Consider the following 23,170-nt stretch of genomic DNA (forward strand, 5'->3'; position numbering starts at 1 on the left):
AGAATAGCTATGAGTATGTATATACTCACATTTAATAAAAATGATAATAATGCTCAGATTATGACCAAACTAGGCTTGCGCGATTCTGTTTTAACACTCACCCTGATCCCCACAGTGATCATTGGGCTATTACTAGGTGGTTATTTTACAATAAATCGTTACATTGAGCTTGATGAAATTTTATATCAACAAGGCACAACAATTTCTGAGCCTTTAGCGATTGCTCTTGAACAACCTTTACTGGAAAAAAATAAAAAACTACTTAACCGTGTTATTCGTTATACACATAACAAACACTCACCAGCGGTCAAATCAATTGCTATTTTTAATGATAACAACCAACTTATTATAACCAGTAATTATCATCGCTCGTTCGATACCTTAATTGAACAAACGCAAATTGACAGTTTTAAAGCCACACATGTTCAGCAAACTGAAGAGTTAGTGACTTTTTTTACCCCTATCATTAACCATACAACACCCAATAGCGACTGGAATACTTCTGAGTTTCAGACCACATTAGGTACCGTGGTGATCCAACTTAATCGCGACAAAGCTGTTATTGGTCAGCAACGCGCATTATTAGTCAGCGGTATTATTATTATTCTCGCCTTAGTATTAGCTGCTATTTTAGCACTAAAACTTAGCCGTATGTTTATGACACCGCTAAATAAGTTAGTACTTGCTACCGACAGGTTAATTGAAGGTAAAAGACAAACAGGCTTAACTGAGCCCATGAATGGTGAGTTTGAACTATTGCGTGAAGGACTCAATACCATATCCCACTCTATGGTGATGCAAAAAGACGAAATGCAAAAAAATATTGATCAAGCAACTAGTGATTACCGCGAAACGCTTGAGCAATACGAAACACAAAATATACAGCTCACTATGGCTAAAAAAGAAGCCCAAGATGCTAACCGCGTTAAGTCTGACTTTTTAGCAAAAATGAGTCATGAATTACGCACACCACTTAATGGGGTTATTGGCTTTACTCGCCAGCTTTATAAAACACCGCTAAATAAAAACCAAAAAGATTACCTTGATACCATTGAGCTTTCAGCAAACAGCTTACTGACCATTATTAGCGATATATTGGACTTCTCCAAATTAGAAGCGGGTGCTATGGAGCTAGAGTCAATTCAATTTCAATTACGCGATAGCGTAAACGAAGTGATGACATTACTGGCACCTAGCGCTCACGACAAACAACTTGAGCTTTCTATTTATATAAATCCTCAGGTGCCCGATCACTTAACCGGCGACCCCACTCGATTTAAACAAGTGCTTATTAACTTGTTAAGTAACGCGATAAAATTTACTGAAAAAGGCGCTATTAAAGTCGATATTAGCCATCGTTTATTAGATGAGGAGCAAACTTCCATTTTAGTGTCGGTTGCTGACACCGGGGTGGGTATTCCTGCCGATAAACAAGACGCGTTATTTACCGCCTTTGGCCAAGCCGACTCTAGTATTACCCGTAAATTTGGTGGCACTGGCTTAGGGCTTATTATTACTAAACATATTGTTGAAGCAATGAATGGCCGTATTACTTTAAATTCAGCTCCAGGCAGTGGCACATGCTTTACCTTTAATGGCGTATTTAGATTACCAAATCATGTATTTATCAACGATTTGCCTACCCAATCATTAATTGGTAAACGTGTGCTTTACCTAGAGCCACATAAGCATACTCATCATGCCGTTGTTTCATTATTACAAGAGTGGAAAATTAGCGTCACTCGATGTCATAGCGAAAGTGAATTTTTAGAGTGTATCGAGAAATCAGAGATTAATTTTGATATATGCCTGATTGGTCACATGGCATCGGTTGACGATATGCAGCGCTTAAAAAGCTATGTAAAAGCGGTTAGAGAATCAACCGATTATTTATATTTAATGCTCAATACTGTATCGCACAATATGCGTGAAGCTTTTATAGGCAGCGGTGCAGATGCCTGTTTAAGTAAACCGCTCAACCATCGTAAATTATGTGAGTTATTAGCCGCACCCTATCGACTTGATCACCCGGCGCATAACATAGATCAGCATGAACAAACTCTACTGCCATTAAAAGTATTAGTGGTAGATGATAACGACGCTAATTTAAAATTAATATACACCCTACTAAACGAACAGGTGGAATTGATTGATACTGCCCATAATGGTTCACAAGCTTATAGCCTAAGTAAAAGTCATAAATATGATGTGATTTTTATGGATATTCAAATGCCGATAATGGATGGCATTACAGCCTGTAAACTCATTAAAGAGTCATCTTTAAATGAAGATACACCTATTATTGCCGTAACTGCGCATGCACTCAATAGTGAAAAAGAACAATTATTAAAAGATGGTTTTGAAGGCTATTTAACCAAGCCAATTGACGAAGATATGCTCAATCAAGTTATTTGCGATCATAGCCCGCAATTACCTGTAAGCCGTGATAAGTCAAAAAACACATTTGAACATAGCACAGCGCCTTTTAATAGCACTCGGCTTGATTGGGCGTTGGCGCTGCAACGTGCTGGCGGTAAACCTGAATTAGCCAATGAAATGCTCAACATGCTGTTATTAAGCGTGCCCGAAACCCTAAACTTATTAAATCAAGCAATAGTCAGCAATGACTGCCCTCAAGTACTCAGCGTGATCCATAAATTTCATGGAGCGTGTTGCTATACTGGTGTACCAAAATTAAAAACATTGGCGGAAACGATCGAAACGTCACTAAAAAATGAGTGCGTACTTGATAATATAGAGCCCGAACTGTTTGAACTTCAAGACGAGCTGGAAAACTTACTTGTTGATGCCAACATTGATAACAACAATAAAAAAGACGAGCTGTAGCTCGTCTTGTCTATTGTTATTTACAATTCTAAGCGCGGGCTTCAAGCATTAAGCGTTTCATATCACGCACCGCTTTATCTAAACCATCAATCGCTGCACGGGCAATAATAGCGTGACCAATATTAAGCTCGTAAATCTCTGGCATCGCTGCAATTGGCTTCACGTTGTGGTAGTGCAAACCATGGCCGGCATTAACAATTAAGCCAATACTCGCTGCATACTTAACGCCTTGGCGGATGTGTTCAAGCTCTTTTGCTGTATCTTCATCGTTGGTGGCATCGGCATAGGCTCCGGTATGAATTTCAACATAAGGCGCACCACAGGCTTTTGCCGCGTCTAACTGCGCTTTATCGGCATCTATAAACAATGACACTTTAATACCGGCTTGCGTTAGAGTTTTAGTCGCTGCGGCTATTTTATCAATATTACCCGCTACATCTAAGCCGCCTTCGGTAGTAAGCTCTTCACGTTTTTCAGGTACTAAGCATACATATTCAGGTTTAACCTCAAGTGCAATCGCAATCATTTCATCGGTTACTGCGGTTTCAAGGTTCATGCGTGTTTGAATGGTTTTAGCCATCACATACACATCGCGGTCTTGAATGTGTCTGCGGTCTTCGCGTAAATGAATCGTAATACCATCAGCACCGGCATGCTCTGCAACACTGGCTGCATGGGCTGGATCTGGGTAAGAAGTACCTCGAGCTTGGCGAAGCGTTGCAATATGATCTACATTCACGCCTAGAAGAATATCTTTCATGTTTGTACCTGTGAAATTTGTTTATTGAGAGCTAATAAATAACTCACGACTTTTTAATGGCTTATTGCCCAATAATGGCTTTAATAAATAACGACTTAATTGCTTTGCCATATATAACACATCCGCTTGGCTAAAGTCATGATTTGCTATGGCATTAAGTTGTGAACCGGTAAATCCAGAACGCGTGTCATGTTGCACTAAAAACCCTACTTCTGCGAAGTAACTATACGTTTGTGCCTCGTCAATTGGCTCACCGTCAGCGTCAAAACTAAAATCGACTCCATATCCTAGCAGCTCTAACAATTGAAATTCATAAGAGCGCAGTACCGCTTGCATGTCAGTACCGCTATTAAGGTTTTCTAGATGTGTTTTATAAAGTTGAAAAACTTGATCAATGGGCTCATTAATCGGCACAATGCGATTAGTTAGCTCATTTAAATAAAAGCCACAATAAAGCTTATCACCAGTTAGAAATAACGGGTTGCCGTAGAGCTCAAATTTATTAATATATTTTAAATCGTATTTGCCGTTGTAATGGACGAGTAAGGATTGAAATGGTTGCAATTGGGCTTTGTGTTTAGTGGCCTGGCGGCCACTAACTCGTGCGAGCATTCTAAGCTGGCCAACGCCTTCTACCAGCATATCTAACATTACTTGCGAGTCACTGTAGGGACGTCGATGTAATAAATAGGCTTTGTAAAAGTCGCTGTCCATATTAGGCTATTCGATACTTATTAATCTTCACCGTAGCCTAAGCTTCTTAAGGCACGTTCATCGTCAGCCCAGCCCGATTTTACTTTAACCCATAGTTCTAAAAATACTTTATTTTCAAGCATTTCTTCTAGGTCTTTACGCGCTTCACGGCCGATCACTTTTAGCTTTTCGCCTTTGTTACCGATAACCATACGTTTTTGCGTTTCACGCTCAACCAAAATAAGGCCATTGATGTGCCAAACGCCGTTTTCTTGCCATTTAAACTGCTCTATTTCCACAGTCACTGAATAAGGTAGTTCCTCACCCATAAAGCGCATAAGCTTTTCACGGATCACTTCAGCAGCCATAAAGCGCATTGAGCGGTCGGTAACGTAGTCATCCGGAAAATAAAATTCGCACGGCGGTAAACGTTTAGTCACTTCTTCTTTGATCAGGTTAATGTTTTTACCCTGAGTCGCAGAGACAGGCATAATGCCTATAAAGTCAAACTTATCGCCTAAGAATTTCATGTGTGGCAGTACAAGATCGCGATCTTTCACTTGGTCAATTTTGTTAATAACTAACAATACCGGCTTGCCACTTTGGCTCACTTTGTTTAGTACCATCTCGTCATCGGCATTCCAATGGGTGCCTTCAACAACAAAAATAATCAGTTCAACATCGCCAATTGAGCTCGACGCTGCGCGGTTCATTAAACGGTTAATGGCGCGCTTTTCTTCAACATGCAGACCTGGGGTATCTACGTACACCGCTTGGTGTTTACCCTCGGTATGAATACCCATAATACGATGGCGCGTGGTTTGTGGCTTACGTGAGGTAATACTGACTTTTTGCTCAATAATCTCATTAAGCAAGGTTGATTTACCCACATTAGGACGGCCAACAATCGCAACCATGCCACAAAATGTGTCTATTTCGCCTTCATGAGGCTGTATTAAGGTATCAAGATTCATTTTTAAGTATCTTCAATGCTTTTTCGGCGGCTTTTTGTTCGGCTTTACGCCTTGAGCTGCCAACAGAAATAATGCTATCCATTCCATCAACGATACATTCAACCGTGAATGTTTGATTGTGTGCCTGACCTTTAGTGTCTACTACAGTATAGCCAGGTAATGATAGCTTACGAGCTTGCAAATACTCTTGCAGCAGGGTCTTAGGATCTTTTTGGTTAAGCCCTGGTGAAATAGCATCTAAACGTGATTCATACCACGCTAAAATAAGCTCGCCGCAACGATCAATGTCTGAATCTAAAAATACAGCGCCAATTATAGCTTCCACTGCATCTGCTAGGGTCGACTCGCGTCTAAACCCGCCACTTTTTAGCTCGCCAGGGCCTAAACGCAGGTAATCACCTAGCTCAAACTCAAGGCCAAATTCAGCTAACGTCTGGCCGCGAACTAAAGTCGAACGCATGCGGCTTAAATCGCCTTCACGTGCTTTAGGAAATTTAGCGTACAAGGCATTGGCAATTACAAAGCTCAAAATCGAGTCGCCCAAAAATTCGAGTCGCTCGTTGTGTTGACCTTTGTGGCTGCGGTGCGTCATTGCTTGCTCAAGTAGGCCTTGATCAGCAAATGTGTAGCCAATTCTTTTGTATAACTCTGTTACATTTTTTTTCATTGTTACTGAATATTACCTAGGCGTTCAAAACGAACACCAGTTGGAACCCATCCTGGTAAAATGTCATCTGGGCCATTATCAAATTCAAAACTCATCCATATAAAGACAGCTTTACCCACCAAGTTTTCTTTTGGTACAAAGCCCCAAAAGCGACTATCTTGGCTGTTATCGCGATTGTCACCCATCATAAAGTAATGATCAGCAGGCACCACCCATTCATCTGCAGGAGTGCCCAATTGCTGGTAGTAACGCCCTTTACGTTCAGGCGATTTTGGGTTGATTAAAATATCATGGCTAGAGGTCGTTAAATCTTCATTTAAACGCGCTAAAGCCATTGGGCCTTGCATAAATTCATCATCATTAATTAATTTAAAATCAATTTTATTGAATTCGTTGCAAAGAAGCGCGCCTTTTTGAACTTCGCCTTCTTCACATTTTGGTTGAATATACAAACGCTTATCGCGATAAACAATTTTATCGCCAGGTAAGCCTATAGCGCGTTTAATATAATCAACTCTTTCATCTAATGGGTATTTAAAAACAACAATATCGCCACGCTCTGGTTCGCTCACATCCACTAACTGGCTACGCCATACTGGGTCTTTAATTCCATAAGAATACTTTTGCACTAAAATAAAATCGCCTACTAATAAGGTTGGCATCATCGAACCCGATGGGATCTGAAACGGCTCAAAAATAAACGATCTAAAAATAGTGATAGCAGCAATCATCGGAAAAATCGACTTTGCTGTTTCAGTAATGACTGGCTCAGGCGCAATCAATGCTGCGGTTTCTTCATCAAGTTGGCCACCGGCAGAAGTCTGTGCAAGTGCCAAACGTTCTTGCCTTTTAGGGGCAAACATTAAGTGATCTATTAACCATATTAGGCCTGAGCCTAAGGTTAATAACACCAATAAAACTGAAAAGTAGCCAGCCATTTATTATCCCTTTATTTTTTATTTACCAACTTTTAAAATGGCTAAGAACGCTTCTTGAGGCACTTCAACGTTACCAAGTTGCTTCATTCGCTTTTTACCATCTTTTTGTTTTTGAAGTAATTTTTTCTTACGACTCACGTCACCACCGTAACACTTCGCGATTACGTTTTTACGAAGCTGTTTCACTGTTGTGCGCGCGATTACATGCTGACCAATTGCTGCTTGAATCGCAATATCAAACATTTGACGTGGTATAAGCTCTTTTAGCGCATCAGCAAGCTGACGACCACGAGACTGCGCGCTATCGCGGTGTACAATAATAGCAAGAGCATCAACACGCTCGCTATTGATGAGTATATCTACACGAACCATGTCTGAGGTTTGGAAGTGCTTAAAGTTATAATCAAGCGACGCAAAGCCACGACTGGTTGATTTTAACTTATCAAAGAAGTCCATTACCACTTCAGCCATTGGCAGTTCGTACGTTACTGCAACTTGCTTACCATGGTAGCTCATTTTAGTTTGCATACCGCGCTTATCAACACATAAAGTGATTACGCTACCTAAGTACTCTTGCGGTACTAAAATATTAGCCTCTACTACTGGCTCACGTATTTCTAAAATATCGTTTACCGCTGGTAGGTCCGACGGGTTATCTATTTGTGTAGTGCCCTCTTTAGTCACTACCTCATAAATAACCGTTGGTGCTGTGGTGATTAAATCAATGTCGTATTCACGCTCTAAGCGCTCTTGAATAATTTCCATATGCAGCATACCTAAGAAGCCACAACGGAAACCAAACCCTAACGCGGTTGAGTTTTCTGGTTCAAAGAATAACGACGCATCGTTTAAGCTTAGTTTGTTAAGTGCATCGCGGAATGACTCGTAATCATCCGACGCAATTGGGAACATGCCCGCATAAACTTGTGGCTTAATTTTTTGAAAACCAGGTAAGCGCAATGGTGCCGCATTTTTTTGATGAGTAATGGTATCGCCCACCGGTGCACCGTGTATTTCTTTAATACCTGCAATAACAAACCCTACTTCACCTGTACGTAAAATACCGGTGTTAGTTTGTTTAGGCGTAAAAATCCCCACATGATCTGCGGTATGTACGTTCTCGTTTGACATGATTTTAATTTTGTCGCCCGCGCGAAGTTCGCCATGTTTGATACGCACTAGCGATACAACGCCTTGGTACGGGTCAAACCAAGAATCAATAATTAGCGCTTGTAATGGCTCGTCTTTATCACCAACGGGTGGCGGTACATCTTTAACGATCATTTCAAGTACTTCGGCAATACCTACACCTGTTTTAGCACTACATTGCACGGCATCAAGGGCATCAATACCAATGATATCTTCGATTTCTTCGGCTACACGTAATGGGTCGGCTTGCGGTAAATCAATTTTATTTAGAACCGGTATAACTTCTAAGTCCATTTCAATGGCGGTATAACAGTTAGCCAATGTTTGTGCTTCAACACCTTGGCCAGCATCAACAACCAATAATGCGCCTTCACAGGCAGCTAGTGAGCGTGATACTTCATAAGTAAAGTCAACGTGCCCAGGAGTGTCGATAAAGTTGAGCTGGTAGGTTTCACCATCGTTTGCTTTGTAGTTTAACGTTACACTTTGCGCCTTGATGGTAATGCCACGCTCACGTTCAATATCCATTGAATCTAGAACCTGCTTCTGCATTTCACGGTCGGTTAAACCACCACAAACTTGGATCAAACGGTCAGAAAGGGTCGATTTACCATGGTCAATGTGGGCGATGATCGAAAAATTACGGATATGCTTCATAAACTGGATTCTAAACTTCTATTTTAAAGGACTAAGGTCGCATGCCTAAATAACTTGAAAATACTTGCTGTGCATTTTCAAGTTACTGTGGCATAAAAACGCAATTTTACATTTAATTGGCGTCAATCACCATCTATTTGAGTTAAAGGAAGGCTAATTGGATGAATTTTTATCACTTTAATCTCATGTCTAAGTGATTTCACCCATGTTTTAGCAATTAAGAAGCCGGTGATGCCACCTAATATCGCAGCTAAAATTTGCCAGCCTTCGGCTAATTGTATTAATTCACTAGCCAATAAGGCGAATATTAAACTTAAAAATAAGGGCAGCATGTAAACGGCAAAGGCATGTTTTACAACATGGCTGTCATCCAGTGACAAGGTCACTTTTTGCCCCACCTCTAATTGCGTTTCAAATTTGTAGGGCAAGGTTTTTTTGGCAGTACCAAATAACTTACTAAACACTTGAGAGCCACAACGTCCATTACAGCCTTCACATGCCTGTTTTTGTTGGGCTTCTAAATGCGCAACGTGGCCACTAAGGGCCACGACGGTTAACGTTTGTTCTATCATTTATAACGCCCGTGAAACAGACTCAGCAATCGCTTTGGCGCTCATGGTTGGTATATTCCCCACCACAGACACATCAAAATTTCCGCCGTTGTGCACATAAATAGTGGTGGCTCCTGAGGTCAGAGCTCCGCTTAAACGCTTACCTGGTAGTGGCCGTTGTATAAATACTGAGACCTCAACAAATCCATCAGAGAATAAATAGTAATCTGTTAATTCATTGTTTAAGTCGAGCTTATGTCTATCGGACTTGAGTAATTCAAACCCTTCAGGTAGCCATCCAATAGTCCAATTCATAGCATTTGCTTTGCTTTGTTCATCAATTGAATTAGCGGGTAATGGTGTTGGAAAATTACGATTAAGTACTTCTAATAATAAGCTTGCCGGTTGCTCAGTTACGCTAATATGGGTAAGTTGTAATTGCTCTAGCGCTTCGCCTTGGTGATTCACATAGGCGGCTTTCAACAATAAAGACGACTCAGTATCAATCCAAATCCAATAGTTATATTTGTCATCGTTTTTAGATTCAATTCGAACCAGCTGAGCAGGACGCCCCGCAATACGGCCTTTACCACCAAGCACAAAATCATAATGCGCACTTAAGCGGTTAATATCTTTAAATAAGACTTCTGGGATGGGGCCTGCAATCGAGTCAGTTGTTAACGAGTAAGGTTCTGATTGTGGCTCAAAGTAGGTAACTTGATCGTCAATGCGGATCATTTCAAGGCCTGCACCATTAAGCAAACTTAAATGCTCTAGCTCTATATCACCTTGTTTAGCATGCACCCAGCGGTAGGGCTCCATACTTTTACCCTTAACAACAACAAAAGAGGCGTCGAAATTACGAGTGTGAACTGCACTGGCCATTTCAAGCAGTAAATCTTTAGCAGGGTTTGTGTCATTGGCAAAAGTATTAAAACTCAGCACCAATGACATAATAAAAGTAATTACTTTCATCTAATTAGTTTTTTTCCTCTGGGGATGTTTCATCTGTTTTAGCTGTTTTTAACGAATGAGCCACTCGCGCTTGACGTTGATGTTCAAGTACTAATGCGCCAATGCGTTGCTGCTGAAGCTCTCGTAAACCTTGCTCTGCGTTATCAAGTGCAGGTGCTGATGAGTAGCTTACAGGCGACGCCATGCCGGTTAACGGCGTGGTTTGCAATAAAGGAATTTCGTTTTGCACAGCATCTTCACCTTGCGGTAAGGTGTTCACGCCAACGATAGTAAACATTGCTACGCTCGCAGCAATTGCTAATTGAGCAACCGGTTTACGCCAATTAAACGCCACTACTTTATTATCTGTTTCGGTATTAGAAGCGGTAGCCACATTGTCAGACTGACTAAAGTCTGCATAAACGGGCTCGCTCTCAAGTGCTAACGAAATGCGTTCGCTAATATCAAAGTCCATATTATTGTTATTTTCTTTAGCTCGCATTGCATCACCAATTAACGCGTAACGGCCAAACGTAGCTACATCATCCGATGCAATAGTTGCATCCTTTAATGTTTGTTCACCGTCAAGTAATGCTGATAACGATTCGTTATCTAAGCGGTTAACGTGTGCTTTTGTCATACTAAGACTCGCCTATCAATGGGTTTAATTTATTATCAATTGCTTCACGGGCACGAAAAATACGCGAACGTACCGTCCCGACTGGGCAATCCATAACCACGGCTATTTCTTCATAGCTCATACCCTCAATTTCTCTAAGAGTAATCGCGGTTTTAAGATCTTCAGGCAAACTATCAATCGTATTAAAAATAACAGCGCGGACTTCTTCGCTTAATAGTAAATTTTCAGGTGACGCGTTAGAACGCATTGAATCTGCACCTTCATAAAACTCGGCATCGTCAGCATCTATATCATTTGCTGGCGGTTTACGCCCTTGAGCCACTAAATAATTTTTAGCACAATTAACGGCGATACGGTAAAGCCAAGTATAAAAAGCACTATCACCACGAAAGTTTGGAAGGGCACGATACGCTTTAATAAACGCTTCTTGTGCTACATCAGCAATGTCACCTTGATTTGATACATAACGAGAGATCAAACCGGCTATTTTGTTCTGATACTTCTTAACTAATAGGTTAAAGGCGTTTTTATCTCCCTGCTGGACCCTTTTCACTAACGCTAAATCTAATTCCTGCTCGCTCATTCGAGCCGGTACTCCTCTGATTGATTCTTGCTTATTATTCATAGTGTCGCCATTGTTCACACCTACTCTGACCCCTAGATGAATAAAAAGTTCTGACTCATATTGTTTTTTTATAAAATAGCTACAAATTACGCGTTTATACGCTAAAACCACTTAGTAGTAGTTCAACAAATATGGTACAACTATAAGTATTAAAAATAAATATTGCTCTATCTGAGCATTGTAACCGCAAAGTACCTCACAGATGAACCAAAATAAACATCACATTACCGATGTCGCTATTATTGGTAGCGGCGCAGCAGGCTTATCACTTGCTTTATCTTTGGCTAATTACTGTAACGTTACCGTGATCAGTAAAGGTGAATTAACCGAAGGTTCTACTCTTTATGCCCAAGGCGGAATTGCCGCTGTTTTTGATAAAAAAAATGACAGTATAGAGTCTCACGTTGAAGATACCTTAGATGCCGGCGGCGGTTTGTGTGACAGAGAAGCTGTTCATTACACTGCCAGTAATGCGCATGACTGCCTACAATGGTTGATTGACCAAGGCGTGCCTTTTGATATGGAATTTGATAGTAAAGGTAAAGAGCGCTTTCATTTAACCCGTGAAGGGGGTCATAGCCATCGACGCATTTTGCATGCTGCCGATGCCACTGGCAAAGCAGTCCAAACAACGCTGATTAGCCAAGTTCAAGCGCACAGCAATATCACCTTGTTAGAGCATTACAATGCGATTGATTTAATTACTGATAAAAATATCGGTAAAACGGGGTCACATGTTCACGGTATGCATGTGTGGAATAAAAAGGCCAAAAAAGTAGAAACCATTGGCGCAAAATTTGTTGCCCTAGCAACGGGTGGCGCAAGTAAAGTGTACCTTTACACCTCTAACCCTGATGTTTCTAGCGGTGATGGCATAGCAATGGCATGGCGTGCAGGGTGTCGCGTTGCTAATATGGAATTTAATCAATTTCATCCAACCAGTCTTTACCACCCGGAATTACAAAACTTTTTAATTACCGAAGCAATGCGTGGTGAAGGGGCCTATTTAAAACGCCCTGATGGCACTCGCTTTATGAAAGAGTTTGATGAACGAGAAGAACTCGCTCCGCGCGATATTGTAGCGCGCGCTATCGACTTTGAAATGAAACGCCTTGGCGCAAATTGCTTATATTTAGATATTAGCCATAAAGACAAAGATTTTATTATTGAACACTTCCCTACTATTTACGCTAAATGCTTGAGCGTAGGGCTTGATATAACCAAAGAGGCAATTCCGGTTGTTCCTGCTGCGCATTATACCTGTGGTGGCGTAATGACCGACTTTAATGGCAAAACGGATTTAGCAAATTTATACGCTGTGGGTGAAGTGGCTTATACCGGCCTGCATGGTGCTAACCGCATGGCAAGTAACTCATTATTAGAGTGCATTGTATTTGCCCATGCAGCAGCAAAAGACATTTTGAGTAAAATAGAGACTGCACCCGCGCTGGCTGATTTACCTAGTTGGGATGAAAGCCGTGTATCTAACTCAGATGAAGAAATTGTCATCACTCATAACTGGCATGAGCTACGATTATTTATGTGGGATTATGTTGGGATTGTACGTTCAACTAAACGCCTTGAACGTGCGCTGCATCGTGTTGAACTGCTACAACAGGAAATACACGATTATTACGCAAACTTTAGAGTAAGCAATAACTTACTTGAGTTACGTAACTTAGTACAAGTTGCCGAGCTTATAATTAGAAGTGCTATGGAACGTAAAGAAAGTCGTGGACTACACTTTACTATTGATTATCCAGAGCAAAATGAGAACCCAACGCCCACTATTTTGACTCCTCTACGTAATTAATTGCTTCAAGCGTTGCCCGTTTCAAGCGCGCATAGCTTTGCTTATCAACACTATTGGCTGAGATAATCAGCCAATAGTTTTTACTAAAGCCATTAATATACAGCCACACACTCTGACCAAGTAACCGGCTTTGGTTACTAATGAGCCCTTGAATTTGCCTGCCTGATCCTTCAAAACGAAATTGATCCTGCTCTAAAAGTATAATGCCTTGCTGTGGTTGAGCAGCCACGATTTTTCGCCAAACAATAATGCCAGCAAGTGTATTAAGTGCAATACAAAAAAGAGTTGCCACCACCGAGTTCATAAATAGGCACAACACTAAAGTCAGCACACAAAAAAAGACCACAATCGGTTTGTGGTCTGTTTTATTATCTGTAACGGTAAATCTATACACGAACTCGGTCTAAAATTAGCTGAACCATGCTGTTTAGCTCTGCGTCTTTACATTCTTCATGGCCCATAAACCAAGCGAATAAATCTGGGTCTTCTTGCGTTAATAGACGCTGAAAAATCGCTTGCTGTTTAGCATCTAACGAATCATAAGCTTCTTCAACAAACGGCATAAACAAAACATCTAGCTCTAACATGCCACGGCGACAAGCCCAACGGATACGTGCTTTACTATGTATTTCAACCATTTTAAACCTCATATTTAATTAACTCGAGTTTACCAAATACGCGTTAATTTAACAGCACTAAGTTATAAAAACATCGTCTGTTAGTCGCTGTACCATACGCTTTAACTACGTTATTATGTGGCCTCATTTGTTATTGCAAAGAAGGTGTTTATGTCTCAGGTTTATGCATGTCCTTTATCACATCAGGTTATTAGCCTCTCAGGCGCAGATAAATTATCGTACCTACACGGACAAATCACTCAAGATCTAAATAAACTTAACAACGATAACTTTTTGTGGGCAGGTCACTGTAGTGCAAAAGGTAAGTTATGGGGTGTATTTAAGCTATTTTCTTATCAACAAAGTTACTTTTTAACAGGCTCAAGTGCAGAAGTAGAACGCTCTCTTGCTGAATTAAAAAAATATGCTGTATTTGCAAAAGTTGAAATTAATAAAGCCTCAGAGCGATTAATTGGTTTACTTGGTGATGACCTAACAGGCTTACTCACACAACTCGACATTCACTTTAGCGATGACGCCACGGCTTGTGACTTCGCTCACGGTAAAGCTCTTAAGCTTGGATCAAACCGCATTTTACTAATGGTTGATAGCCAATTTTGCCTACCTGACGATGTGTCGACCCTCGATGACGATGCGCTATGGCAGCAAGCATCCATACTTGCTGGTGAACCGCAATTAAGTGTTGATGCGATTGATGAATACGTACCGCAAATGGTTAACCTGCAAGCCATTAACGGCATTAGTTTTAAAAAGGGTTGCTACACAGGCCAAGAAACCGTTGCACGTATGAAGTATCTGGGCAAAAACAAACGTGCCATGTATATCGTCTCTGGGCAAAGCGAAGGACGACTTGATGAGCCTGATATTGAAACCCAATTAGGTGAAAACTGGCGCCGCGCAGGTAAACTTATTGCGCAAAGCTATAATGAACAAACACATACTTTAACTGGTTTGGTCGTGTTGCCAAACGATACTGATATCGATCAGACTCTTCGTGCAAAACACACCCCTTCGGTAGAGCTAAACATTCTGCCTCTACCTTACTCTCTTGAAGATGAATAATAGGAATGACTATGATCGTTGCAGCAAATAAAGTGGTAAAAATGCATTACTCTGTTTTAGATAATGACGGCAATACCATTGATAACTCATTTGGCGGTGAGCCATTAATTTTTATCGTTGGTACAGGCTACCTGATCTCAGGGCTTGAAAACGCGCTGCAAGGCAAGCAAGCTGGCGATACACTAAGCGTAAAAGTGGAGCCTGAAGAAGGTTACGGTGAGCGTCATGATCACTTAATGCAAGCCGTACCAAAATCAATGTTTGAAGGTATGGAAATTGAAGTGGGCATGCAATTTCGTGCAACCACCGATGACGGCGACCAATCAGTAATGATCATCGATATTCAAGACGAAGAAGTGATTGTTGATGGTAATAACCCACTTGCCGGTATTACACTTAACTTTGATGTAGAAATTTTAGAAGTACGCGATGCAACAGCCGAAGAGCTTGAGCATGGCCACGTACATGGCGAAGGCGGCTGTGGCCACGAGCACTAAAACCCGCTTAGTAAAATTGCTATAAGTTTATAAAAAAAGCGCCTTGGGCGCTTTTTTTATAGCATATTATTCTGTGTTCGTAATTTGGCTTGAGGCTCTGCTGCTGGCATTTCAACAGGGGTTATTTTATCTTCAAGCGCAGCAACTAATCCTGCTTGGTCATTTGTGCCTAAGCGATACTGGGTGCCATCTTTAAGCGTTAATTGCACCGCACTAAAGCCTGATACCGTATAAATCCACCCATCGTGTGTAATGCGAATACCAATACCATGGCGGTATGAGTTTTGTACTGCTTTTACATCAACAATATCTTCTAATGCTAACTTTTGGCCAGCAACACCAGGGCCAAATGCCCAGCTAATATGGGTTTCATCAACTTTAATGGTTAAACCGTGGAACAAAAAGCCCACCAGCACTAAAATACCAGCAAATACGATTAACGGGGCATCGGCACCAATTAAGTTCCATGCAAGCGCAACAAAACCGCTGATCCATGCTAATACTACAAATATAAATACCGCATACTGCTTATGCTGATACATAACACTCTCTATTAAAAAGTTAAAAAATTAAAAACTGTACACTAAGGTTGCACTGAGCTCTGAATCGTATTTAAGCTTATCTTCTTCAGGCTTAGAATTATAACGATACATATAAGCAAACTTAAGCGATACCGCGCCAACCACTTGGCTAATTAATGCCGTTTCGGACTTTAACCGAGAGTTAAGCCCAGACAAAGACTGTTCTATACTGATATCTTGATTAAATCGGGTACGCTTAGATACTAACCTCTCCCACTGCATTGCAATACGAAGTAAATAACCCATTTTGTCTTTATCGTCGTCAAGTGCTGTTGACTCATCATCAGCAACTGAGCGATATAAACCTGGGCCAATGTCTATATCTACTTTATTTTTAACCCCTTGATAAACACGTGCACCATAACCGGTTGCTATCGTACTTTTAAAATCAAGACCGCTAAATTGATCTTCCTCATAATCCCCGTAAATAAAGAACGACGAGTTTTTAACCCCTACTTTATAGTTACCTTGTGCAGAAACAAACACCCGATTAGCAGTAACATCCGACTCGCCCGTTTCTTCGTTTTCATCACGTTTGTACAAGGAGTCTATTTTGAATTGATTTCGCCAGTTTTCAAAATCTTGATAAAGATTCCCTTTAAGCTTAAAACTGGTGGAATTAGTGTTACCTTTACTTAAAATAAAACCAAATTCGGTATCGCCGTACAACACTTCGCCTTTGTGTAACTCATGAATTTCTTCATCTGAGAGTTCCCCATATTGATGAAAATCTTCAAAAGGATCAACAGCCCAGCTAAAGCAGCTAAATAATAAAAGCAGTAATACAAAGAAGCATCGCAAAATACGTTCTCTTGCAAATGGCAATAACAAAAAAGCAGAGAGGTGGTTATTCACTTTCTTTCCACAAAATATGACAAAAAGGCGCGTCTTTATCACGGCTAATTAGAATTTTCGCAAATAGTACGTCTTCGTTATCAAACTCAAGGCCCACTAATACTTGAATAAAATGCTCAGGTTCAATTTCTAGGGCAACAAAGTCTTGCCACTGTTCATCGGGCTCATCTTCTTCAATAAAGCCTAGTTCTTCACGGTGTAGGTTAAATTCTTCAACATCTTTGTCGCTTAAATTATTGGGAGCCAGCTCTAAAAAAATATCATAAGCTTGATGAGTTGCTTCTTCTACCGTAAATAAACGTGGACCTGACATGAATGGTTAACCTCTGAGCTTTTAAGTGGCAATCATAATATCAAAAGTTGCTAGGGTTTTGATAAAAAAAACACGTTAATTACTGACTTTTTTATTTATTCCTAATACTTATAGATATTATTAAATTGGTTAGCACACGGGTCTGTTGACCTTCGAAGATTAAATAGCCATCAAAGATAGCTAGCCCCACGTGTATTAAAAAATTCAGTTTGTTTTTATTCACCTTCACCCACTTTACTTAACATCAATAAAAACATAAGCTCAAACAACAGGTCAGAGGAGTGAACAATGATAAAATTAGAAAAAAAACAGGGTATCGCTACCGTCACATTACATCGCGTAGAAAAACAAAATGCCTTAAGCTTTGCTATGTTTGTTGAGCTTAACAAAGTGATTAAAAATATAAAAAAAGACGCCAGTATTCGTGCGGTTGTATTAACCGGAGAGGGCGAACACTTTTGTGCTGGGCTCGATATTAACGCGGTTATGGCCTCGCCATTCAATATCATAAAGCTCCTATTCAAATGGCTTCCTGGTAATCAAAACCTAGCGCAAAAAGTCGTACTGGGCTGGCAGTCGTTGAGTGTGCCTGTAATTGCTAAAATTAACGGAAACTGTCTTGGTGGTGGCCTGCAAATAGCACTTGGAGCTGATTACCGAATTGTTCATCACGATGCCAAACTTGCCATTATGGAAGCGCGCTGGGGGTTATGCCCCGACATGGGCGCTAATGTTATGCTTGCAGGCTTAGTTAAACGCGACCAAGCACTTTGGCTAGCAAGTCATGCTGACCCCATTAGTGCTCAACATGCTTTTGAACTCGGTTTAGTAACAAAAACAACCGACGATACCGATAAAGCAACTAAAGAAATGCTTGATACATTACAAGCACGTTCACCTGACACATTAGCAGCAATAAAACGTGTAACTCAACAAAGCTATAAAGCCCCAGCTCGAAAAATACTCGCCAAAGAAACATGGAGTCAAATTCGCTTATTAATCAACCCTAATACTAAAAAAGCCATCGCTAAAGCAAAAGGTAAAACTGATATTGAGTTTGCAAACGCCAAACGCTGGTAATACTAAGGCACAATGCACAAAACAGCGTTATTTGTTAAAGTGATAATCCTCTATTTTATTGAGTCGTCGCCATGAAATACCTTTTAAGTAGCGCTATCATTTTGCTTTGCTTGGCAGCGGGCAAACTTATTATGCACTTTATTGATGCCAGTTTTCCTGCGCCACTGTTAGCAATGGTTATTTTACTGGTTTTACTTTTATCAGGTATTGTTAAAGAGCAGCATCTTACCCCGTGTGCCTCGCCTATTTTAAATGTAATGCCTATTTTCTTTATTCCTGCAGGCGTTGGGTTTATTGAACACTTAGCACTTATAAAAACCCATTGGCCTTTCTTAACCGCCGTTATTTTATTAGTCCCCTTGAGTAGTTTAATTTTAGTGGCAAGCCTAGTAAGTTACTTTAAAGGTAAAACTAATAATGACTGATTTCAGTAGCGCCATTTTTAGCCTTGGCTGGTTAACTATTCCATTTATTATTATCCTTTTTATTGCACTAAGGGCAGTTAATCTTAAAATCAATCAGAGTATTTTAAAGTCATTAACCAACCCCGTTTTTTTAAGCATCGGCATTATTGCCTTACTACTCGTTAACCTTAAATTACCCTATTCACAGTTTGCATCGCATAGTCGGTTGTTAACGTGGTTATTGGAGCCGGCCATAGTCGCTTTGGCCTTGCCGCTATATCAGCAATTTATGCACGTACGTAAAAACTTTTTACTTATTTTAGTTGCCTGCAGTATTGGCATTATTAACGCCACACTGGTAGCTTTTGTATTAAGCGTTTTATTTGCTGTCCCCTCGCAACTGAGCGCCTCAGTTGCCGCACTCAGCGTTACTACACCTATTGCATTACTTGTCACCGACTCACTTGGCGGGATCAGCTCGCTAGCCGCTGCCATGGTAATTTTTATTGGTTTGCTTGGGGCTTTATTTGGGATTTTATTATTAAAACTAATTAAAATATTTAACTTTGAGGCACAAGGAATCGCAATCGGTACCGCGTGTCATGCTATAGGCACCGCGGCTGCAATTGCCGAGCATCCAAAAATAGGGGCGTTTTCATCGGTGGCTATGGCGTTGAGTGCGTTATTAACTGCTGTAATTGTGCCAATAATGTATCCAATTTTGGTTAACACTTTGTTATGATAAGCAGATAAAACACTATCGCTAAAATAGAGTCGACATGATCAGTTCTGAAATTCAGCAATTTGAAAAGTACTACGCCCTACTTACTGAATATTTAGTTACCTACAGTATGCAAATTGTCGGCGCTATTTTTATTCTACTGGTTGGCCTGTGGGTAGCGAAAAAGCTCGCTGCAGGTGTTGCCAATTTGATGACGCGACATAACGTCGATATCACCTTAACTAACTTTGTTAGTAATGTCGTTAAAGTATTACTGATCATTATGGTGATCATAATTGCGCTTGGTAAAATTGGCATTAGTGTTACCCCGTTTGTTGCTGCAATAGGTGCCGCTTCTTTAGGTGCTGGCTTGGCATTACAAGGCATGCTTTCTAATTATGGCGCCGGGCTTGCAATTATTGCCACGCGGCCATTTGTGGTGGGCGATACCATAGAAATAAAAGGCGTTAGCGGCCAAGTAAAACTCATTGAGCTGGGTCACACCGTATTAATTAATGAAGAAAAAGTAGAAATAACGATTCCCAATAAGCATATCGTTGGCGAAATCCTACATAACTCATTTAGCTACTCCTTAGTAAAAGGTGAAATAGACATAGCCTACAGCGCCTGTAGTGATACCGCGATTAACCTAATTGAAAACGCATTAGCTAATCACGAACTGGTTGCTAAACAACCCAATGCACAAGTTGGCATAGAACGCTTTGCAGATAGCGGCGTAACTATTAGCTATCGATACTGGGTTCCTACCACTAAAATTATTGAAACTAAGCTCGCTATTAACGCCAGCGTGTATAAAGCAATTAACAATGCCAATATAGAAATTCCGTTTCCACAGCGCATTGTTACACTTAATAAAAATAACTAGCACTACTAATGTAACTAAAGCAAAAAGCTAAATGCACTTATAACTATAAAAATGAGCCAATTATGCATCAACCGCCCTTTTATTTAGGTGAATGGCAAATCACCCCAGCCAGTAACACCATTCAACGCGCTGAGGAACAAAAACAGCTAGAACCCAAAGCCATGGATGTGTTGCTGTATTTGTGTCAAAACCAAGCAGAGATTGTGAGTAGCGACGCGTTATTAACTCACTGCTGGGCAAACACAGAAACCGGCGATAACCCTCTGCATAAAACTATCACTCAACTTCGAAAAGCTCTGGGTGATAAGGCAAGCGCCCCGCAATACATAGAAACCATACGTAAACGTGGTTATAGGGTTATTGCATCGGTTGAGTTTCCATTAGCTGATGACCTCCCCAGCGAAGTTAATACATGGCAAGGCGGCTCTCCTTTTTTAGGTTTGAGTGCATATAACCCAACCGATACCCACTTATTTTTTGGTCGTAATCACGCCATCAGCAAGTTATTAGAGAGCGTATCAAACCAAGTAACATTGCAGCGCGCATTCTGTTTAATCCTTGGCCCTAGTGGCACGGGTAAATCATCATTAGTTAATGCGGGTATATTGCCAAAGCTGCTCGACGAGCGAGGCTATAACGGCATTAGAGTAATGTCGTACACCCAACTCGACTTTGCAGATGTAGCTGAAAATAGGCTGTATTTAGATCTCGCCTCAGCCATGCTAGATTGGGATATTAACGACATTCCAGTATTTACAGGGCTAAGCGCACAAACGCTGGCACAGCAACTAGAACATGATATAGATAATGTTATTAGTTGCTTAAAAAGTACAATTGAAAATACCCAAACAGCAGCAAAAACGCCGCAATTGTTTTTGTTTATAGACCGCTTAGAAGTGCTACTTTCCTCACCGCTATTTAGTAACGACACCCGAGGTCATTTTTTATCTGTTATTGAGCGTTTAGCGACCTCTAAAGCGGTGATTGTATTTAGTGCCTGTCGTAACGATTTTTACCCTTTAGTGGTTGAGCAGCCAAGCCTTATGGCCGGCAAAGCTCATGGCGCGCATTACGATTTAACCCCGCCAAATCGCCATGAACTACAACAAATTATTCGCTTGCCAGCGTTAACCGCTAATTTAACGTTTTCACAAGACCCAAACACTAAAACCCCGCTGGATGAAATACTTTGCGCCGATACCGCCAATAATCCAGATGCACTGCCCATGCTGCAATACACACTGCAAGAGCTGTATTTACAGCGCAGTGATAATAATGAGTTATTGCACAGTGTATATGAAAAACTCGGCGGTATTGAGGGTGCCATTGGTAAAAAAGCCGAAGAAGTATTTATAGGGCTTTCTCAAGCGCAACAACAGCAACTAAAAAGCGTGTTATCGCAATTAGTAACGCTAAACCCAGATGGTAAAACCATTACGAGCCGCGCAGCCCGCTTGCAAGCATTAACCAACACCAGCCAAAAAGAGCTGGTTCAAGCCATGGTCGATAGCCGCTTATTTGTATCGCATTTACAAAACCAAGAAGCCTACTTTAGCCTTGCTCACGAGGCATTATTACGCCAATGGCCACGTGCCAAACAGTGGATTAATGACCATAAAGATGCCCTTGCTATAAAAAGCCGCTTACACCACCACACGCAACAATGGCTTAATGAGCACAAAAGTAACGCCTACCTGTTAGCACCGGGTAAACCATTGCAAGAGGCCGTTACCTTATTAAACGACAACATATTTAAACTAGATGATGACGAACGCGCGCTTATAACCAGCTCTCTTAAACACAGTAAAACAAAAACAACTATAAAACGCGGCACGGTTGCTCTGCTTTGTTTACTTACCTGTGTTGCCCTATTTATGAGTGTTACTAGCTTTCAAGCGCAGCAACTTGCACAGCAAAAACGCCAAGAAGCCGAAAGCTTACTAGGGTTTATGGTCGGTGATTTTGCCGATAAATTACGCAGCGTTAAGCGTATGGACTTACTTGATGGCATTAGTAATAAAGCACTTGAGTATTTTACTAATCAAGTTGAGGAACCAAGCTCGCTATTTAACTTTAGCAGTCAACAAGCCGAGTTTAAAAGTCGCTTTCAGTACGCACAAACCCTGGAAGCCATGGGGGAAGTCGCCTATTCTCGCGGGAAAACCCTTGAGGCCTTCACCGCCTTTGAAAACGCCCGCATTCGCCTTGAGGCATTATTAAAAATTCAGCCAAACAACTTAGAGCTTCTCACACTCGCCGGTGCGAATGCCTTTTGGCTCGGCCAGCTTCATTATGATGAAAATGAATACCTAATAGCGAAACCTTTTTTTGAAAAATATAGATCTTACAGCCAACAGATGTATATCATAGATCCTGAATCCAATGATGCAATCATCGAAATGTCAGACTCAAGTAGCACTTTGGGAACTCTTTACCTAAAACTTAATGATTATTCAAAAGCAAAATCTGCATTTTTATCTTCATTTAAATTTATTAATCTCGCTCTACTGCAAAAACCTAATAATCACTATTTATTAACTACAAAAGCAGATACTTTTACATGGCTTGCAAATATAGAAGTTAGTTTGGGAGCACCTTCTAAAGCAATTGATTTACATAAAAGTGCACAAGAACAATATAAATTATTACTTTCAAACTCTCCAAGTAACGCACTTATCATAGAGTATTTATCGCATTCATATGCCCATGAATCCACTATATATAGCCATCTACAGCAATATAAAAAAGCTTATGATAAAATATTATTAGCCAACGGATTACTAAAGAAATTATTAAAACAAGATAAAAATAATAAAAAATGGGAAATACAGCTAAATTTACAACAATCAATTGTTTTTAAACTAA

General features: G+C 40.6%; 24 protein-coding genes. 9 read left to right on the forward strand and 15 right to left on the reverse strand.

What is annotated here, in order from left to right:
* Positions 1 to 60 precede the first annotated feature (60 nt).
* A complete protein-coding gene (gene barA, locus QL989_RS15755) occupies positions 61 to 2,847 on the forward strand; it encodes a two-component sensor histidine kinase BarA (RefSeq protein WP_171039633.1) in 2,787 nt (928 codons plus the stop codon).
* Between the two features lie 28 nt (positions 2,848 to 2,875).
* Here the strand turns inward: barA and pdxJ are convergent, their stop codons facing one another.
* The 10 genes from pdxJ to rpoE all read right to left on the reverse strand — a co-directional run bounded on the left by pdxJ (position 2,876) and on the right by rpoE (position 11,413).
* Entirely contained in the window at positions 2,876 to 3,607 is a 732-nt protein-coding gene (gene pdxJ / locus QL989_RS15760; RefSeq protein ID WP_010387803.1) for a pyridoxine 5'-phosphate synthase, read from the reverse strand.
* Between the two features lie 21 nt (positions 3,608 to 3,628).
* Positions 3,629 to 4,321, reverse strand: a complete 693-nt coding sequence (recO, locus tag QL989_RS15765) for a DNA repair protein RecO (RefSeq protein ID WP_290171079.1) — start codon at positions 4,319 to 4,321, stop codon at positions 3,629 to 3,631.
* A 20-nt stretch (positions 4,322 to 4,341) separates the two neighbouring features.
* Positions 4,342 to 5,274: a GTPase Era gene (gene era, locus QL989_RS15770; protein WP_138596050.1), complete on the reverse strand. Its 933-nt coding sequence runs from the start codon at positions 5,272 to 5,274 to the stop codon at positions 4,342 to 4,344.
* Positions 5,264 to 5,941, reverse strand: coding sequence for a ribonuclease III (rnc, locus tag QL989_RS15775; RefSeq protein WP_008466504.1), 678 nt, complete (start codon positions 5,939 to 5,941; stop codon positions 5,264 to 5,266). The genes era and rnc overlap by 11 nt, the downstream gene beginning before the upstream one ends.
* Before the next feature lie 2 nt (positions 5,942 to 5,943).
* A complete protein-coding gene (gene lepB / locus QL989_RS15780; RefSeq protein ID WP_138608155.1) occupies positions 5,944 to 6,879 on the reverse strand; it encodes a signal peptidase I in 936 nt (311 codons plus the stop codon).
* Between the two features lie 18 nt (positions 6,880 to 6,897).
* On the reverse strand, positions 6,898 to 8,685 hold the full coding sequence (gene lepA, locus QL989_RS15785; protein ID WP_290171082.1) for a translation elongation factor 4: 1,788 nt from the start codon (positions 8,683 to 8,685) through the stop codon (positions 6,898 to 6,900).
* Positions 8,686 to 8,807: 122 nt separating this feature from the next.
* Entirely contained in the window at positions 8,808 to 9,257 is a 450-nt protein-coding gene (locus tag QL989_RS15790; protein WP_138608159.1) for a SoxR reducing system RseC family protein, read from the reverse strand.
* Entirely contained in the window at positions 9,258 to 10,211 is a 954-nt protein-coding gene (locus QL989_RS15795) for a MucB/RseB C-terminal domain-containing protein (RefSeq protein WP_138608161.1), read from the reverse strand.
* A gap of 4 nt (positions 10,212 to 10,215) precedes the next feature.
* A complete protein-coding gene (locus QL989_RS15800; protein ID WP_178956449.1) occupies positions 10,216 to 10,830 on the reverse strand; it encodes an RseA family anti-sigma factor in 615 nt (204 codons plus the stop codon).
* A gap of 1 nt (position 10,831) precedes the next feature.
* Positions 10,832 to 11,413 (reverse strand): RNA polymerase sigma factor RpoE, encoded by a 582-nt coding sequence (gene rpoE, locus QL989_RS15805; protein WP_010387792.1) that lies wholly within the window; start codon positions 11,411 to 11,413, stop codon positions 10,832 to 10,834.
* A 244-nt stretch (positions 11,414 to 11,657) separates the two neighbouring features.
* Here rpoE and nadB point away from each other — a divergent pair, with 244 nt between their 5' ends.
* Positions 11,658 to 13,268 carry an L-aspartate oxidase gene (nadB, locus tag QL989_RS15810; protein ID WP_178956450.1) on the forward strand — a complete coding sequence of 537 codons (1,611 nt, stop codon included), beginning with the start codon at positions 11,658 to 11,660 and terminating at the stop codon, positions 13,266 to 13,268.
* On the opposite strand, the gene QL989_RS15815 is transcribed toward nadB, so the two are convergent.
* Positions 13,243 to 13,572 carry a hypothetical protein gene (locus QL989_RS15815; RefSeq protein WP_290171086.1) on the reverse strand — a complete coding sequence of 110 codons (330 nt, stop codon included), beginning with the start codon at positions 13,570 to 13,572 and terminating at the stop codon, positions 13,243 to 13,245. The two genes, nadB and QL989_RS15815, sit on opposite strands and share 26 nt — an antisense overlap.
* A gap of 82 nt (positions 13,573 to 13,654) precedes the next feature.
* Positions 13,655 to 13,906, reverse strand: a complete 252-nt coding sequence (locus tag QL989_RS15820) for a succinate dehydrogenase assembly factor 2 (protein ID WP_010387788.1) — start codon at positions 13,904 to 13,906, stop codon at positions 13,655 to 13,657.
* A 150-nt stretch (positions 13,907 to 14,056) separates the two neighbouring features.
* On the opposite strand from QL989_RS15820, the gene QL989_RS15825 reads away from it, so the two are divergent.
* Positions 14,057 to 14,968, forward strand: coding sequence for a transcriptional regulator (locus QL989_RS15825; RefSeq protein WP_290171087.1), 912 nt, complete (start codon positions 14,057 to 14,059; stop codon positions 14,966 to 14,968).
* Between the two features lie 11 nt (positions 14,969 to 14,979).
* Positions 14,980 to 15,465 (forward strand): peptidylprolyl isomerase, encoded by a 486-nt coding sequence (locus QL989_RS15830; RefSeq protein WP_008111743.1) that lies wholly within the window; start codon positions 14,980 to 14,982, stop codon positions 15,463 to 15,465.
* 56 nt (positions 15,466 to 15,521) lie between these two features.
* On the opposite strand, the gene QL989_RS15835 is transcribed toward QL989_RS15830, so the two are convergent.
* The 3 genes from QL989_RS15835 to QL989_RS15845 are packed head-to-tail and all read right to left on the reverse strand — an operon-like array spanning position 15,522 to position 17,214.
* A complete protein-coding gene (locus tag QL989_RS15835; RefSeq protein WP_178956452.1) occupies positions 15,522 to 16,007 on the reverse strand; it encodes a hypothetical protein in 486 nt (161 codons plus the stop codon).
* Between the two features lie 27 nt (positions 16,008 to 16,034).
* Positions 16,035 to 16,847 (reverse strand): DUF481 domain-containing protein, encoded by an 813-nt coding sequence (locus QL989_RS15840; RefSeq protein WP_138609342.1) that lies wholly within the window; start codon positions 16,845 to 16,847, stop codon positions 16,035 to 16,037.
* Between the two features lie 46 nt (positions 16,848 to 16,893).
* A complete protein-coding gene (locus QL989_RS15845) occupies positions 16,894 to 17,214 on the reverse strand; it encodes an HI1450 family dsDNA-mimic protein (RefSeq protein WP_013465646.1) in 321 nt (106 codons plus the stop codon).
* A gap of 288 nt (positions 17,215 to 17,502) precedes the next feature.
* Between QL989_RS15845 and QL989_RS15850 the strand changes: the two genes are divergently transcribed.
* From QL989_RS15850 to QL989_RS15870, 5 genes are all read left to right on the forward strand, one after another.
* Positions 17,503 to 18,294: a crotonase/enoyl-CoA hydratase family protein gene (locus QL989_RS15850; RefSeq protein WP_178956453.1), complete on the forward strand. Its 792-nt coding sequence runs from the start codon at positions 17,503 to 17,505 to the stop codon at positions 18,292 to 18,294.
* 71 nt (positions 18,295 to 18,365) lie between these two features.
* Complete coding sequence (locus tag QL989_RS15855; protein ID WP_290171088.1) at positions 18,366 to 18,719, forward strand: CidA/LrgA family protein; 354 nt, start codon at positions 18,366 to 18,368, stop codon at positions 18,717 to 18,719.
* Positions 18,712 to 19,440 (forward strand): LrgB family protein, encoded by a 729-nt coding sequence (locus tag QL989_RS15860; protein WP_138609331.1) that lies wholly within the window; start codon positions 18,712 to 18,714, stop codon positions 19,438 to 19,440. Before QL989_RS15855 ends, QL989_RS15860 begins: the two co-directional genes overlap by 8 nt.
* Positions 19,441 to 19,477: 37 nt before the next feature.
* Positions 19,478 to 20,305 carry a mechanosensitive ion channel family protein gene (locus tag QL989_RS15865; RefSeq protein ID WP_138609329.1) on the forward strand — a complete coding sequence of 276 codons (828 nt, stop codon included), beginning with the start codon at positions 19,478 to 19,480 and terminating at the stop codon, positions 20,303 to 20,305.
* Positions 20,306 to 20,367: 62 nt separating this feature from the next.
* A partial coding sequence (locus tag QL989_RS15870; protein WP_290171089.1) for a winged helix-turn-helix domain-containing protein occupies positions 20,368 to 23,170 on the forward strand: 2,803 nt, incomplete at its 3' end.

Origin of the sequence: Pseudoalteromonas sp. APC 3224 (genome assembly GCF_030407535.1) — a bacterium.
Lineage (GTDB): Bacteria > Pseudomonadota > Gammaproteobacteria > Enterobacterales > Alteromonadaceae > Pseudoalteromonas.

Bases quoted from the DNA above. Each gene is read 5' to 3' on its own strand.
- era (WP_138596050.1), bottom strand. From the start codon at position 5,274: ATGAATCTTGATACCTTAATACAGCCTCATGAAGGCGAAATAGACACA.
- rnc (WP_008466504.1), bottom strand. From the start codon at position 5,941: ATGAAAAAAAATGTAACAGAGTTATACAAAAGAATTGGCTACACATTT.
- lepB (WP_138608155.1), bottom strand. From the start codon at position 6,879: ATGGCTGGCTACTTTTCAGTTTTATTGGTGTTATTAACCTTAGGCTCA.
- QL989_RS15820 (WP_010387788.1), bottom strand. From the start codon at position 13,906: ATGGTTGAAATACATAGTAAAGCACGTATCCGTTGGGCTTGTCGCCGT.
- pdxJ (WP_010387803.1), bottom strand. From the start codon at position 3,607: ATGAAAGATATTCTTCTAGGCGTGAATGTAGATCATATTGCAACGCTT.
- QL989_RS15800 (WP_178956449.1), bottom strand. From the start codon at position 10,830: ATGACAAAAGCACACGTTAACCGCTTAGATAACGAATCGTTATCAGCA.
- QL989_RS15795 (WP_138608161.1), bottom strand. From the start codon at position 10,211: ATGAAAGTAATTACTTTTATTATGTCATTGGTGCTGAGTTTTAATACT.
- nadB (WP_178956450.1), top strand. From the start codon at position 11,658: ATGAACCAAAATAAACATCACATTACCGATGTCGCTATTATTGGTAGC.
- QL989_RS15830 (WP_008111743.1), top strand. From the start codon at position 14,980: ATGATCGTTGCAGCAAATAAAGTGGTAAAAATGCATTACTCTGTTTTA.
- rpoE (WP_010387792.1), bottom strand. From the start codon at position 11,413: ATGAGCGAGCAGGAATTAGATTTAGCGTTAGTGAAAAGGGTCCAGCAG.
- QL989_RS15835 (WP_178956452.1), bottom strand. From the start codon at position 16,007: ATGTATCAGCATAAGCAGTATGCGGTATTTATATTTGTAGTATTAGCA.
- QL989_RS15815 (WP_290171086.1), bottom strand. From the start codon at position 13,572: ATGAACTCGGTGGTGGCAACTCTTTTTTGTATTGCACTTAATACACTT.
- barA (WP_171039633.1), top strand. From the start codon at position 61: ATGACCAAACTAGGCTTGCGCGATTCTGTTTTAACACTCACCCTGATC.
- QL989_RS15845 (WP_013465646.1), bottom strand. From the start codon at position 17,214: ATGTCAGGTCCACGTTTATTTACGGTAGAAGAAGCAACTCATCAAGCT.
- QL989_RS15855 (WP_290171088.1), top strand. From the start codon at position 18,366: ATGAAATACCTTTTAAGTAGCGCTATCATTTTGCTTTGCTTGGCAGCG.
- QL989_RS15860 (WP_138609331.1), top strand. From the start codon at position 18,712: ATGACTGATTTCAGTAGCGCCATTTTTAGCCTTGGCTGGTTAACTATT.
- QL989_RS15865 (WP_138609329.1), top strand. From the start codon at position 19,478: ATGATCAGTTCTGAAATTCAGCAATTTGAAAAGTACTACGCCCTACTT.
- recO (WP_290171079.1), bottom strand. From the start codon at position 4,321: ATGGACAGCGACTTTTACAAAGCCTATTTATTACATCGACGTCCCTAC.
- QL989_RS15825 (WP_290171087.1), top strand. From the start codon at position 14,057: ATGTCTCAGGTTTATGCATGTCCTTTATCACATCAGGTTATTAGCCTC.
- QL989_RS15790 (WP_138608159.1), bottom strand. From the start codon at position 9,257: ATGATAGAACAAACGTTAACCGTCGTGGCCCTTAGTGGCCACGTTGCG.
- lepA (WP_290171082.1), bottom strand. From the start codon at position 8,685: ATGAAGCATATCCGTAATTTTTCGATCATCGCCCACATTGACCATGGT.
- QL989_RS15850 (WP_178956453.1), top strand. From the start codon at position 17,503: ATGATAAAATTAGAAAAAAAACAGGGTATCGCTACCGTCACATTACAT.